Here is a 12,872-nt window from a genome sequence, read left to right as displayed (position 1 = left end):
TCGCACAATCTGGCGGTGGTGGATTACGTTGCAGACCGGATTGCAGTGATGTGCGCCGGGCGCATTGTGGAATCAGCGCCACGCGAGTTGCTGTTTAAGAACCCGGTGCATCCTTATACGCAGGCGTTGCTGCATGCCGTGCCGTTTGCGGATTTGGACCATCTGCTTGATTTTGACAATATCGTTGAAGGTAAGGCATCTGATCCGACACGATGGCCAGCGCCATTCACGATCAACCGAACCAGTGCACCAAAAATGATGCAGGTCGCAGAAGATCATTTTGTTCGTGCCGAACGTGCCGACTTTACGGAGATCGCCATATGATCAGTGTTTCGAAGCCGTCGATATCCAGACTTCATCGCACGATGAGCCGTCTGGTGGTGACAGCAGGCATTTTGGGGGCAGGTGTCTTTGCGACGGCTGCACATGCGGAAATTCCGTATTTCGAAGACGCGGTCGCAAGTGGTTCACTGCCGGCGATGAATGATCGACTGCCCGAACACCCCCACGTCATCGATTTCGGGGCCGAGGGCAAGGAAATTGGCAAATATGGTGGTGAGTTCGTCACCATCATGGGCCGTTCCAAAGATATCCGTATGGCTGTTGTTTATGGATACACCCGTCTGGTCGGCTATGATCAGGACCTTAAGCTCAAGGCCGATATCCTCGAAGCGCTTGATGTAAATGAAGAAGGCAACGCCTTTACCCTGCACATCCGCAAGGGCCACAAGTGGTCGGATGGCGAGCCGTTTACCGCCGAGGATTTCCGTTACTACTGGGAAGACATCGTCAACAATGATGAGTTGTTCCCGGTCGGCCCGCCGCGCTTCCTGTTTGTCGGGGATGAGCCGGCAACCTTTGAAATTATTGATGAATATACGGTTCGCTATAGCTGGTCGCAGCCAAACCCGTTCTTCCTGACAGAACTGGCCGGAACGCGCCCGCCATTCATCTATCGCCCGGCACATTATCTTAAGCAGTTCCATGAGAACTATCGTGATGCGGGCGAGCTTGAAGCCATCGTCGAGGAACGTGGACTTCGCAGCTGGGCGGTGTTGCATACGGATATGGACCGGCCGTACAAGCTGTCCAACATCAATCGCCCGTCGCTTGAGCCGTGGCTGATCACCACCGAAGAGCCGTCTGATCGCTTCGTTTTTGTGCGCAACCCGTATTATCACCGCGTCGATCCGGAAGGGAACCAGCTTCCCTATATCGACCGGATGATTTTCAACATTTCGAACGCCAAATTAGTCCCGGCCAAGGTCGGCGCGGGCGAGGTCGATCTCCAAAGCCGCATTCTGTCGCTTAAGGACTATACCTTCCTGAAACAGTCCGAAGCCAAGCAGAATTACGATGTCCGTTTGTGGGATGTTGGTGCGGGTTCCTATGCCGCACTTTATCCCAACCTGACCTGCAGTGATCCGGTTTGGCGTAATGTTCTGCGTGATGTGCGTTTCCGTCGTGCTTTGTCGCTTGCGATCAACCGTACCGAGATCAATCGCGTGATGTTCTTTGGTCTGGCCAAGCCGACCAACAACACGGTTCTGCCGAAAAGCCCGCTGTTCAAAACGGAATATCGTGACAGCTACACCGATTTTGACGTCAAGGCGGCCAATACGCTGCTTGATAAAATGGGACTGGATGAGCGCAACGGTGAAGGTATTCGTCTGTTGCCGGACGGTCGCCCGATGGAAATCATTGTCGAGACTTCCGGCGAAAATCCGGAACATGATGATATGTTGGAGCTGATTGGTGACAGCTGGCGTCAGGTCGGCATCAAGATGTTCGTCAAGGGCTTGCAGCGCGAAGTCATGCGCAGCCGCGCCTATAGCGGAGAAACCATCATGTCGATCTTTAACGGCGTTGATAATGGTCTTGCGACGGTCAACACCGTCCCGTCGGAGTTTGTCCCGGCCCAGCAGGACAGCCTGCAATGGCCGAAATGGGGCCAGTACTATCAGACCGATGGTGAGGCTGGCGAAGCACCCGATATGCCCGCTGCCCAGGAACTGATGGAACAGTACCAGAAATGGCAGACCAGCAACGAAGCTGGTCAGAAAGAAGCCTGGCAGACCATTCTTGATATCAATTCGGAAAACATGTTTTCGATCGGTCTGATCGGTAACGTGCCGCAGCCGGTTGTTGTCGACAAGGATATGCGCAACGTTCCGGAAAAGGGCATCCACAGCTGGGAGCCGGGTGCTTTCTTCGGGATTTATCGACCTGATACCTTCTGGTGGGACAGATAATCTTTTAAACCAAAAACGTGTCGTTTCTTCGCTGTTGAGGGAATGGCTTGAAACGACCTCGGGGGAGCGACAGCGCCGATGCTGACCTATCTGGCAAGACGGCTTTTTGTGATGATACCGACACTGTTCCTGATCAGTGTGCTGGTATTCGTGATCATTCAGCTTCCCCCCGGTGACTTTCTGACCACGTACCTGAACGAGCTTCAGGCGCAGGGCGAGGCCGTTGATCCGGCAAAGATCGAATTCCTCAAACGGCAATACGGGCTGGATCAGCCGATCTATATTCAATACGCCGAATGGGCGTGGGGCCTTTTGCAGGGCGATCTTGGATTCTCGTTTGAATATAACCTGCCGGTGACAGACGTGGTCGGTGATCGTTTGTGGCTGTCGCTGGTGCTGAATTTCAGCACGGTTATCTTCATCTATATTGTCAGCTTCCCGATCGGAATTTACTCTGCCACCCGGCAATATAGTTGGGGCGATTATGGCTTTACCTTGCTTGGTTTTCTCGGCCTTGCCATGCCGAACTTCCTGTTTGCACTGATCCTGCTTTATTATGCGAACGTGGTGTTCGGGACATCTATCGGCGGCCTGATGGACCCGGAATATATCAATCAGGGCTGGTCGTTTGCCAAAATGATGTCGGTTGTTGAACACCTTTGGGCGCCGGTTGTCGTGATCGGGACTTCCGGAACCGCATCGATGATCCGACGCTTGCGCGCCAACCTGCTTGATGAGCTGGGCAAGCAATATGTCGTCACGGCGCACGCCAAGGGACTGTCACCGACCAAGGTCCTGTTCAAATATCCGCTGCGCATGGCGCTGAACCCGTTTATTGCCGATATCGGTAATATCCTGCCGCAAGTCGTATCTGGTTCGGTCCTTGTGTCCGTTGTCATGTCTTTGCCGACAACTGGTCCGATGCTGCTTACAGCGCTGCAAAGTCAGGACATGTATCTTGCCGGTTCGTTCCTGATGTTCCTGGCACTTCTGACCGTGGTAGGGATGTTTGTTTCCGATGTGTTGCTGGCTTGGCTTGATCCCCGTATCCGTCTGCAGGGAGGGGTTGGCAAATGAGCAAGGAAACCGAAAAGCGTAACGAGCATTTCGTTGATTCCGCGCCGTTCAATCCCTGGGATCGCGAAGAACTGACGCCGGAACAGGAAAAGTATTTCCTTGCCTCGCAATGGCAGTTGATGTGGTGGCGTTTGAAACGTCACCGGCTGGCGTATTTCTCGCTGATCATTCTCGCAGTCATGTATGCGTCGGTCTTTATCGTCGAATTTATCGCACCCTATGCGCAGGAAACGCGAAGCTCCGAATACATTCACCATCCGCCGCAGGGCATTCATCTTTTCCATGATGGCGAGTTTGTCGGGCCGTTTACCTATGGCACTGAATTCTCTGTCGATATGGAAACACTCAAGCCGACCTATACGGTCAATCCCGACCGGGTAGAACCCTTGCAGTTCTTCTGTTCGGGGGATGAGTATGAATTCTGGGGCATGATCGATATGGACTTCCATTTCGTCTGCCCATCCGAGAATGGCACGCTGTTTGTGTTTGGCACCGACCGGTTGGGGCGTGACATGTTGTCGCGCATGATTTACGGCGCACGTGTTTCGCTGACCATCGGTCTTGTCGGTATTTCGGTCAGCTTCCTCTTGGGAATCCTGATTGGTGGTGCTGCCGGATATTACGGTGGCTGGGTGGATTCAACCGCCCAGCGGACGATTGAAGTTATTCGTTCCTTGCCGGAAATTCCGCTTTGGATGGCGCTTTCGGCGGCCTTGCCGGTCACCTGGAGCCCCATTCTGATCTATTTCGGGATTACGATCATTTTGGGTCTGATCGACTGGACGGGGCTTGCCCGTGCGGTCCGATCCAAGCTGCTTGCCTTGCGCGAAGAGGATTACGCACTGGCCGCCCGATTGATGGGTGCCAAACCCAAACGTATTATCGGGCGTCATCTTCTGCCAAACTTCGCAAGCCATCTGATTGCTTCGGTGACGCTTTCCATCCCCAACATGATTTTGGGCGAAACAGCGCTGAGCTTCCTTGGGCTTGGCCTGCGGGCGCCAGTGACCAGCTGGGGCGTCCTGCTGAACGAGGCACAGAACATCAACGCGGTTGCGGTTTATCCGTGGCTGATGCTGCCGGTGGTGCCAGTAGTAATCGTGGTGCTGGCGTTTAACTTCCTTGGTGATGGCCTGCGGGATGCGGCCGACCCTTACAAGAACTGAGGCGCGTTCAGCTTAAAACAGAAAAGGGCAGCCGAATTGGGCTGCCCTTTATCGTTTCTATATGCGTCGCTTAGCGCTTACGCAGCCACAGGCTCGTCTCATGTGCCCCATCGGGCAGGTGAATGCCATTGGCAATTGATTGATCAACATCATCGCGCATGCGGGTCGTGGCATAGGCGCTTGACCACATGATTTCAAAGCCACCACCGGCGAGCAGGGCGGCAACACCTTGTTGTTCGTTATATCCGCGCCATTGCCAGATTTCCGGATAGTCGTCGGGCAGGGTGATGTCGTGGATATGAATGATCGAACCGCTTGGCAGGGTCGGGATCACCGATGAAAACAGCAAATCAACGTCGGTGCCAGGCATCAGGATGTGACTGGAATCGATCGACAGGAAATCGGCACCGGTCAGGGTTTCGAAAACTGATGGATTGGCCCTTTGCACAATGGTGCGTTCAATCGTGATTGGCAGTTTTGCGATGTCGGCACGCGGAGCCGGATCAATCGCATGAAAAGCTGTCTCGAGTTCGCCATCCTTGATAGCGCGGTAATAAAACCGTGTTGAATGGCCTGATCCGATTTCAATGATCCGGTCCGGGCGAAATTCCCGGGTAAAGACATAGGCCATCATGCCATCAAGGCGCGGAAACCAGCTTTGTTGCCAACGTGGTTCGGGCGGGGTGGCATTGCCGAAACTGGCAAAGGCTTCGTGATATTGTGCGGCCTTGGTCAACCACGCCTTCATGGTCGGGGCGGCCGTATCCATCATGGTCTCAATCGCCGGATAGGTGGGGCGTCCGACGGCCTTTGCAGTTTCGTTGGCATAGCGATACGGAATGAAATAACCAGCTGGCTTGCTGCCAAACAGGGTTTTCAAACCAAGTTTCCAACGGCGCATTCTGCGAGAGAACGGCATGGAGGTCATATCAAAGGCCCCTTTGAGTTCAATATTGCGGTCGGTCGTTTGTTGCCGATGTTATTATTCAGTCGCAAAAAGTCTGATCCTCTCCACGCCAGGTCCGGGTTAGCCAGATGGCAAAACAGAACGCAATCGCCGAAAATGCCGCCATCAGGTAATAGACCTGCGATCCGAACTGATCGTAAAGCGGTCCCGATACCCAGATGCTGCTGCCAAGGAAGACACCCATCGACAAGGTCGCCATCAGGCTTTGCGCCGATGTGGCCAGCTGTTGCGGTATGGCGCGGGCGATGAAACTGACGGCGGCCAAATGCGTGATCCCGAATGTCATGGCGTGAAGGGGTTGAACAAGGATAATCAACCATAGATTGTCGCTTGTGCCCAGAACAATCCATCGTAAAACCCCGCATCCGGTGCCAAGCGCAAACAGAATTCCGGGATGACGGCCACGTACAAACCGTCCGGCCACGGCAAACAGAACGATTTCCGCAATCACACCGATCGACCAGAAAACGCCGATCATCTCATGGGAAAATCCGACTGTTTCCCAATGGACGGAAGCAAAGGCGTAATAGGTGCCGTGCGCCCCTTGAGCAAAGCCGATGCAGGCGAGATAGATCAGGAAAACCGGCTTGCGCAGCAAATAGACCAGAGACGATCCGGAACGCAGCGGACGGTCTGTCTGGGGATCAGGCATGCGGGTTGTGATGGCGAAATTCACAATTCCCGCAACAAACAGCATCCAGACGATCCATTCCGTCGATGTGCCATCAAGAACCCAACCAGCGCCGTATGACGCCAGAATGAAGGCGAGCGACCCCCAAAGCCGCACCCGCCCGTAATCAAGTTCACGCGCCTTGCATTCATGGATCGTGATGGTGGTGCCAAGCGGCAGAAGTGGTGAGAATGTAAAGCCAATCACGACCGAAAGGCCCGCAAGCCACCAGAAGTCGCTTGAAAGCGGAAAGGCGAGGATTGACACCACATAGACCCCGGCAAGCCACATCATCGGTGTCTTGCGGTTGCCGGTGCGATCCGCGCGCTGGGCAATCAATGGATCGGCAAACACGCGCACCCAGTTCGGTAGCGACAGCAGAATGCCGATTTCGGCTGCAGATAACCCTTGTGATTTCAGCCAGACCGGCCAGTAGGGCAAAAATACGCCTTGAATCAAGAACAACCCGGAAAAGAACAGTGCCAGGATCGTCGCCGTTTTCATACGGTCGGGGTCTTTGCCGGGTGTTGGTGTTGATGACGCGGCGGCGGTTGGTGTTTTCATGCTGTGATTTGCCGGCGTTTGAGGCCGCGAATAATGAAACGCGCCGGATGAATGGCATGCATCAGCGCTTTTTCCAAAGGAAGGGGCATATCGCAAATCTCACTGGCAAGAATCTCGGCGGCAAGTGGGGCGCCGATCAGTCCGCGCGCGCCAAAGCCGGTACAGATATACACGTCTTTGTGGTAGGGCGCATCGACATATCGGGCGCCTTTTTTACCCTTGTCGATATCGCCGTAGGACGCAAGGTAGGCGTCGAAATCCGGTGCCGGACCAATCAGTGGCAAATGATCCGCTGTTGTCGTGCGTAACGACGCGCGGCCATCAAGCACATCGGCTGAGAGCTTTTCCGCGATTTCTGGCAGGACTTTGCCGAACTGGGCGATGTTAAACGCGTGATCACCTTCACGCAGATCCGTTTCCGCGTCATCACGACCGAACGTGGCACCAAAGACATGCATGCCATCACGTGCTGGCGTGACATAGCCCTTGTGACTGAGGACGCATTTGATTGCGCCGCCTTCTGACGCACCGGAGACGACGTCTTCGGGTATAAAGCTGATCTGCCCGCGAACCGGGTTGAGGTGATCTTCAAGCCATTGGGTCTGATCAAGCAACCGGGTTTCAAATGCACCTGCGATGATGACCGCATCAAACGGGCCGTATTCCGATCCGCTCTCATCAATCAGGCAATTGCCCTGATCTGCGTCATTGATGCTTGTGATCGTTGTCGACAGGCGCACATCAATACCATCGGCAAGACTGCGCACAACGGATGGCGGGTTAACCCATCCGGCAGAGGGGTAAAAGACACCGCCATGCGGCAGGGGCAAGCCAAACCGTTCTGACGCCTGATCGGTATCAAGCGCCTCGACAAGGTCGGGTTTATCACCCAGGCGCGCAATCAGGCCATCAAGCCGTTCGCGCTTGCGTGCACTGGTCGCAAGATCAATCACACCGCAAAAATCGGCATCGACCCGTCCCTGATCAGAAAGCTTTTTGATCATGCGATGGCTGAAGCGATAACCGGCCTCATAAAACCGACCCATGATTGCCTCATCGACGGTCAAATAGGGTTCCAGCATCCCGATCGGATTGCCCGAGGCAGCATTGGCCAGCTGATCGGCTTTTTCAAAAAGTGTGACGGCACAGCCACGGGCCTTCAGGGCGTTGGCACACGCCGCACCGGCAAGGCCACCACCAATGATGACGACTGATTTTGCGCTTCGGGTTCGGGGAAGATTGAACCAAGGATCATCGGCAGTCTCGAACGCATCCGGTAGGCTGGTGGTGTCTTCGGGCGCAGAAATGCTGGCTGTGATCATGTCGCGTTTATAGCCAAACCCCTTGCGTTTACTGACCACAAAGCCCGCACTTTCCAGTCCGTCACGGGCAATGCGTGCGGCGGTAAAGGTCGCAAGGGTGGCGCCATCGGGGTTGGATGCGTTTGCAAGGGCGGTAAACAGATCGGGATGCCACATGTCGGGATTGCGTGACGGGGCAAATCCATCAAGGAACCAGCAATCGATTTTGCCGTCATATCCCGACCAGCATTCGATCGCGTCCCCGATCAAAAGCGTGAGGCTGATCGCGCCATCTGCCAACGAAAAGCGATGCACGCCGGGCAACATGGTTTCATGTGGCCAGATATCGGCAAGCTGTTCAGAGTATTGCGATAGTTCTGGCCAGCTTTGATGTGCGCGGATCATGTCATCGCGCGACAATGGGTATTTCTCAACCGAAACGAAATGCAGGCGCTTGGAACGGTTATCGTCACTATCCCAGCATTGCCAGGCAGCAAGGAAGTTCAGACCCGTGCCGAAGCCGGTTTCGCCAATCACGAAGTTTTCGCGGGTATGCCAGGCGTTTGGTAGGTTGTTGCCTTCGACAAACACATAATGCGTTTCGGACAGCCCGTCCTTGGGATTGAAATAGATGTCACCAAAATGCGGGGAGTAGGGCACATCGCCATCTCGCCAGGTTATTTCGCCAGCAGGCCTTGGTTCATCACCGTCTGGTGCCTTGGTGCCATCCGTGGCTGTCATGCAGACAGGACCTCGTCATCCTGTTCGGGGACAAGTGCCAACGCCTCGCGCACGACTTCGGTGCCGGCCCCTTTGCGATGGGCATTTTCGCTGAGGTAACGACGCCATTGTTTGGCACCACGCATCTGTTGGAACAAGCCCAGCATATGGCGGGTGACATGACCAATGGTGCCATGTTCCTCTTTCAGGTGTTCTTCGATATAGGGCAGCATGGCCTCGACCACCTGATGGCGGGTTTTCGCCTTGGCATCATCACCATAAAAACGTCGGTCGACATCGGCCAGGATATAAGGGTTCTGGTAGGCTTCACGCCCGATCATGACGCCGTCGACATGTTTTAGGTGTTCTTCCGTCTCATCGAGCGTCTTGATGCCGCCATTGATCAGGATTTCCAGTTCGGGGAATTCCTGTTTCAGCTGATAGACCAGTTCGTGCTTCAGCGGCGGTACTTCGCGGTTTTCCTTGGGCGACAGGCCCTTGAGCCAGGCCTTGCGGGCATGAACGATAAAAGTTTTGCACCCGGCCTCGGCAACCGTTTCGGTAAAGCGTTTAAGTGACGGGTAGTCTTCCTGATCATCGATGCCGATGCGGTTCTTGACCGTGACCGGCGCGTCACTGGCCGAAATCATCGATTTAACGCACGTTGCAACAATGTCGGGTGTTGCCATCAGGCAGGCGCCAAATGCACCGTTCTGCACACGATCAGACGGGCAACCGCAATTCAGATTGATTTCATCATAGGTATATTGATTGGCGATTTCACACGCACGCGCCAGATCATCCGGATCACTGCCGCCGAGCTGGAGCGCAACCGGATGTTCGGCCTCGTTATAGCGCAGATGTCGCTCAACCCCGCCATGCAGGATGGCGCCGGTTGTGACCATTTCGGTATAAAGCAACGTATGACGACTGATCTGCCGTAGAAAATAGCGATCATGCCGATCCGTCCAATCCATCATCGGGGCGACGGAAATACGCCGATTAACAGTCATTTGCCTACCGTTTTTCATCAAAGCGGGGTGAAGAGGGTTGCTGTATTCCAAGCGCGGTCTTTATATAGGTTCCGGGATTTAGGGTCAAAACCGATTGCGCGATGCATGGCTGCATCCCGAAGATATTAAAGCACAGGATTTGATATGGTTACGATTTACGGCATCAAGAACTGCGACACTGTCCGCAAAACCCTGAAATGGTTCGACGCGAAGGGCATTGAAAACAAACTCCATGAATTCCGGGCCGACGGGATTGATGCCAAAACCATCGAAGGTTGGCTTGATGAGGTCGGCGACAAGGTTCTGATCAATAAGCGCGGGCCGAGTTATCGGAACCTGAGCGACGAGGACAAGGCGACGCTGGAAAAGGGTGGCGCCGCTGCGGCCGCAGTGCTTGCTGCCAATCCGACCGTCATCAAACGTCCGGTGGTCGATTTCGGATCGACCCGGACGGTTGCCTATGACGAAGCGCGCTGGACCGAACTGGCTGCTTGATAAGGGATCTATTTATGGAAAAGCCTGTCGTTCGGGGCGTGATTTTTGATTGTGACGGCGTTTTGGTCGATACCGAAACGCTGGCCTGTCGTGTGCTGACAGAGCAGCTTTGTGAGTATGGCTGCGACATGAACATGGACAAGACCCATGATCTATTCATTGGTGGCACACTGGCAATGGTGCCGCCAAAGATGGAAAAGATGTTCGGGATCACATTGCCCGACGACTGGTTGGCCGAATGTTATGAGCGCACCTTCGTTGCGTTTCGCAATGACCTGACACCGTTTCCGCATCTTGAGCCGGTTCTTGATCTGCTCGAGGCAAACGGCATCCCCATGGCGATCGGAAGCAACGGGCCGCATGCCAAAATGGAGGTGTCACTTGGCAAGGTGGGGCTGAAGGAGCGCTTTGATGGCCGGATATGCTCCGCCCATGATGTTGCAAATGCCAAGCCCCATCCGGATGTGTTCCTGCTGGCAGCCGACAAGCTGGGGCTTAATATCAGCGACTGTATTGTTGTCGATGACAGCCAGAATGGCGTTCGGGCTGGTGTCGCAGCAGGGGCGACGACGGTTGGTCTGGTTGATATTACGCCGGCGGAGTTTTTGCGCGATGCGGGTGCGCATCATATCGCATCCGATCATAAGGATCTTTATCGCCTGTTGTCAGGCTGGGTATCTGCCGACTGATAACGGTCCAACAGGTTACCTAAAACGAACGGGCCGCACCGTGATGGAGCTGCCCGTTTTCTATTGGCGATCTGTCGTTGTTACTGACCAACAACGATGCCTTCGCGGCGCGAATCAGCCCCGCCAATCAGGCCATCTTCTGTCACCATAATGGCGTGAATGCCGGAGTTAAGGTCGCGAATGCTGGTCTTAAAGCCCATGTCTTCAAGGGCCGGTGCAAGCTTTTCGGCATCGGTTCCGGCCTCAAGGTCAAAGGTGCCGAACCGGTTGACCAGATGGGGCATCTCAATGGCTTGCTGCGGCGGCATGTTCCAATCAATCATGCCGATCAGTGACTGCGCTACATACCCGATAATGCGCGATCCACCCGGTGACCCGGTAATGATCACGGGTTTACCGTCTTTCATGACGATCGTCGGCGCCATTGAGGAGCGCGGTCGCTTGCCCGGAGCCAAGGCATTGGCGATCGGTACGCCATCAACATGGGTGCGGAACGAGAAATCGGTCAGTTCGTTATTGAGCATAAAGCCATTGACCATAAGGCGGGAGCCAAACCCGTTTTCGATGGTGGTGGTCATCGAAACTGCATTGCCATAGATATCAACAATCGAGAAATGGCTGGTGCTGGGCAGTTCAATAGCTTGGTCGTCCGCCAGGTGCAGCGCGTGGCTAAAGCCTGGTGTGCCCGGTTCCACGGTGTCGAGTGCGGTTTCACGATCGAGAAGTCGGGATCGCTCCGCCAGATAGGTTTTATCGAGCAAGCCGGTCAAAGGCATCGGGACAAAGTCGATATCGGCCATGTAACGCCCGCGATCGGCAAATGCCAACCGGGATGCATCGCCAATTAAACGCCAGCTTTGCGCAGAATCGGGTCCCAGGGCGGCAATGTCATAAGGTGCCAGCAGTCCAAGTATTTGCCCCACGGTAAGAGCGCCGGAAGAGGGCGGACCCATACCGCACACATCAAGACCACGATATTCCGCACAGACAGCTGCGCGTTCCTTGACCTGATAATTGGCAAAATCGGCAAGTGACAGGACGCCGGGATTCCAGTCGGCGTCTTTGACCTTCTCGACAATATCCTGGGCAATCTGTCCCTGATAAAAATTCACCGTTCCGTTGGCTGTAATATCTTGCAGCGTCTTGGCGTATTTCGGGTTTTGAAGGACTGTTCCCGCGGCAAGTGGTGCGCCATCCGCGTCAAAGAAATATCCCTTGGCTTCAGGATCGCGTGACAGCTTTTCCTGATCATTGGCGATAAGTGCGGCAAGGCGTGGTGAAACTTCAAAGCCATTGATGGCTGTTTCAATGGCTGGGGCAAACAGAGTGTTCCATGGCATCTGGCCCCATTTTTCGTGTGCGGCTTTCATCAGGGCTGGGGTGCCGGGTGTCCCCACCGATCTGCCACCAACAACAGCGTCATAGAATTTTAGCGGTTCGCCGTTTTCGTCCTGAAACAGTGTTGGTGTCGCGCTAAGTGGTGCGGTTTCGCGACCGTCGAGGGTCGTCAGCTTTCCGGTGGTAGCATCGAAGTAGACAAGAAACGCGCCGCCGCCAAGGCCCGATGATTGCGGCTCGACAAGGCCAAGCATGGTCTGAATGGCAACCATGGCATCGATGGCGTTGCCACCGGACCGCAGGATATTTGCACCAGCTTCGACCGCAAGCGGGTTGGCAGCACTGATCATCCAGTTCTTGGCGGTGACTGAGCCACGTGTTTGGGGCGATGCGATAGGTGTACCAGCCTCAGGCGCAATAGCGTCCGTTGTTTGCTGGGCAACAGCCCCTTGGATCAGGCAGGTGGACAAAAGACCCGCAGCGACAAAGGCTTTGATCATGGTGGCAGAGACGGAAGCGTTGTGGGGCATGTTCCAGACCTCTTTGTTTGCATAAAAGACAACACCCGCATCGTGGCAGATGCGGGTGAAGATGTGCAGTAAAAATCTGGTGTTGGTGTC

At 54.7% G+C, this 12,872-nt stretch carries 11 protein-coding genes; 6 read left to right on the top strand and 5 right to left on the bottom strand.

Features of this window, described 5'->3' with window-relative positions; all coding sequences use genetic code 11:
* The 4 genes from CMO10_RS09765 to CMO10_RS09750 all read left to right on the top strand — a co-directional run.
* Positions 1-324, top strand: a 324-nt coding sequence (locus CMO10_RS09765; protein ID WP_472910358.1) for an ABC transporter ATP-binding protein, incomplete at its 5' end; no start/stop codon positions are given.
* Complete coding sequence (locus CMO10_RS09760; RefSeq protein WP_297021307.1) at positions 321-2,252, top strand: ABC transporter substrate-binding protein; 1,932 nt, start codon at positions 321-323, stop codon at positions 2,250-2,252. The genes CMO10_RS09765 and CMO10_RS09760, both read left to right, overlap by 4 nt.
* Before the next feature lie 78 nt (positions 2,253-2,330).
* Positions 2,331-3,329: an ABC transporter permease gene (locus CMO10_RS09755; protein ID WP_297021305.1), complete on the top strand. Its 999-nt coding sequence runs from the start codon at positions 2,331-2,333 to the stop codon at positions 3,327-3,329.
* Positions 3,326-4,495, top strand: a complete 1,170-nt coding sequence (locus tag CMO10_RS09750) for an ABC transporter permease (RefSeq protein ID WP_297021301.1) — start codon at positions 3,326-3,328, stop codon at positions 4,493-4,495. The genes CMO10_RS09755 and CMO10_RS09750 overlap by 4 nt, the downstream gene beginning before the upstream one ends.
* A gap of 70 nt (positions 4,496-4,565) precedes the next feature.
* Here the strand turns inward: CMO10_RS09750 and CMO10_RS09745 are convergent, their stop codons facing one another.
* From CMO10_RS09745 to dusA, 4 genes are read right to left on the bottom strand one after another with little or no spacing between them, the layout of a single operon-like run.
* Positions 4,566-5,423 carry a class I SAM-dependent methyltransferase gene (locus CMO10_RS09745; protein ID WP_297021298.1) on the bottom strand — a complete coding sequence of 286 codons (858 nt, stop codon included), beginning with the start codon at positions 5,421-5,423 and terminating at the stop codon, positions 4,566-4,568.
* Between the two features lie 58 nt (positions 5,424-5,481).
* Complete coding sequence (locus tag CMO10_RS09740) at positions 5,482-6,696, bottom strand: 3-phenylpropionate MFS transporter (protein WP_297021296.1); 1,215 nt, start codon at positions 6,694-6,696, stop codon at positions 5,482-5,484.
* The gene (gene mnmC / locus CMO10_RS09735) at positions 6,693-8,738 is read right to left on the bottom strand and encodes a bifunctional tRNA (5-methylaminomethyl-2-thiouridine)(34)-methyltransferase MnmC2/FAD-dependent 5-carboxymethylaminomethyl-2-thiouridine(34) oxidoreductase MnmC1 (protein ID WP_297021294.1); all 2,046 of its coding nucleotides are present in this window, start codon (positions 8,736-8,738) and stop codon (positions 6,693-6,695) included. Before mnmC ends, CMO10_RS09740 begins: the two co-directional genes overlap by 4 nt.
* Positions 8,735-9,730 carry a tRNA dihydrouridine(20/20a) synthase DusA gene (gene dusA, locus CMO10_RS09730; RefSeq protein ID WP_297021292.1) on the bottom strand — a complete coding sequence of 332 codons (996 nt, stop codon included), beginning with the start codon at positions 9,728-9,730 and terminating at the stop codon, positions 8,735-8,737. The genes mnmC and dusA overlap by 4 nt, the downstream gene beginning before the upstream one ends.
* A 144-nt stretch (positions 9,731-9,874) precedes the next feature.
* Here dusA and CMO10_RS09725 point away from each other — a divergent pair, with 144 nt between their 5' ends.
* Together CMO10_RS09725 and CMO10_RS09720 are read left to right on the top strand one after the other, a co-directional pair.
* Positions 9,875-10,225 (top strand): ArsC/Spx/MgsR family protein, encoded by a 351-nt coding sequence (locus CMO10_RS09725; protein ID WP_297021290.1) that lies wholly within the window; start codon positions 9,875-9,877, stop codon positions 10,223-10,225.
* A gap of 14 nt (positions 10,226-10,239) precedes the next feature.
* Entirely contained in the window at positions 10,240-10,914 is a 675-nt protein-coding gene (locus tag CMO10_RS09720) for an HAD family hydrolase (RefSeq protein ID WP_297021287.1), read from the top strand.
* A gap of 80 nt (positions 10,915-10,994) precedes the next feature.
* Here the strand turns inward: CMO10_RS09720 and ggt are convergent, their stop codons facing one another.
* The gene (ggt, locus tag CMO10_RS09715) at positions 10,995-12,782 is read right to left on the bottom strand and encodes a gamma-glutamyltransferase (RefSeq protein ID WP_297021285.1); all 1,788 of its coding nucleotides are present in this window, start codon (positions 12,780-12,782) and stop codon (positions 10,995-10,997) included.
* Positions 12,783-12,872: the final 90 nt, after the last annotated feature.

Source organism: Thalassospira sp., assembly GCF_002709775.1.
GTDB lineage: Bacteria > Pseudomonadota > Alphaproteobacteria > Rhodospirillales > Thalassospiraceae > Thalassospira.
The sequence above is the reverse complement of the archived record's forward strand: the minus strand, read 5'-3'. Positions and strand labels throughout refer to the sequence as shown.

What these genes read in the sequence shown, in the direction of transcription:
- dusA (WP_297021292.1), bottom strand. Translation starts at nt 9,730, where the DNA reads ATGACTGTTAATCGGCGTATTTCCGTCGCCCCGATGATGGATTGGACG.
- CMO10_RS09760 (WP_297021307.1), top strand. Translation starts at nt 321, where the DNA reads ATGATCAGTGTTTCGAAGCCGTCGATATCCAGACTTCATCGCACGATG.
- CMO10_RS09745 (WP_297021298.1), bottom strand. Translation starts at nt 5,423, where the DNA reads ATGACCTCCATGCCGTTCTCTCGCAGAATGCGCCGTTGGAAACTTGGT.
- mnmC (WP_297021294.1), bottom strand. Translation starts at nt 8,738, where the DNA reads ATGACAGCCACGGATGGCACCAAGGCACCAGACGGTGATGAACCAAGG.
- CMO10_RS09720 (WP_297021287.1), top strand. Translation starts at nt 10,240, where the DNA reads ATGGAAAAGCCTGTCGTTCGGGGCGTGATTTTTGATTGTGACGGCGTT.
- CMO10_RS09750 (WP_297021301.1), top strand. Translation starts at nt 3,326, where the DNA reads ATGAGCAAGGAAACCGAAAAGCGTAACGAGCATTTCGTTGATTCCGCG.
- ggt (WP_297021285.1), bottom strand. Translation starts at nt 12,782, where the DNA reads ATGCCCCACAACGCTTCCGTCTCTGCCACCATGATCAAAGCCTTTGTC.
- CMO10_RS09755 (WP_297021305.1), top strand. Translation starts at nt 2,331, where the DNA reads ATGCTGACCTATCTGGCAAGACGGCTTTTTGTGATGATACCGACACTG.
- CMO10_RS09725 (WP_297021290.1), top strand. Translation starts at nt 9,875, where the DNA reads ATGGTTACGATTTACGGCATCAAGAACTGCGACACTGTCCGCAAAACC.
- CMO10_RS09740 (WP_297021296.1), bottom strand. Translation starts at nt 6,696, where the DNA reads ATGAAAACACCAACCGCCGCCGCGTCATCAACACCAACACCCGGCAAA.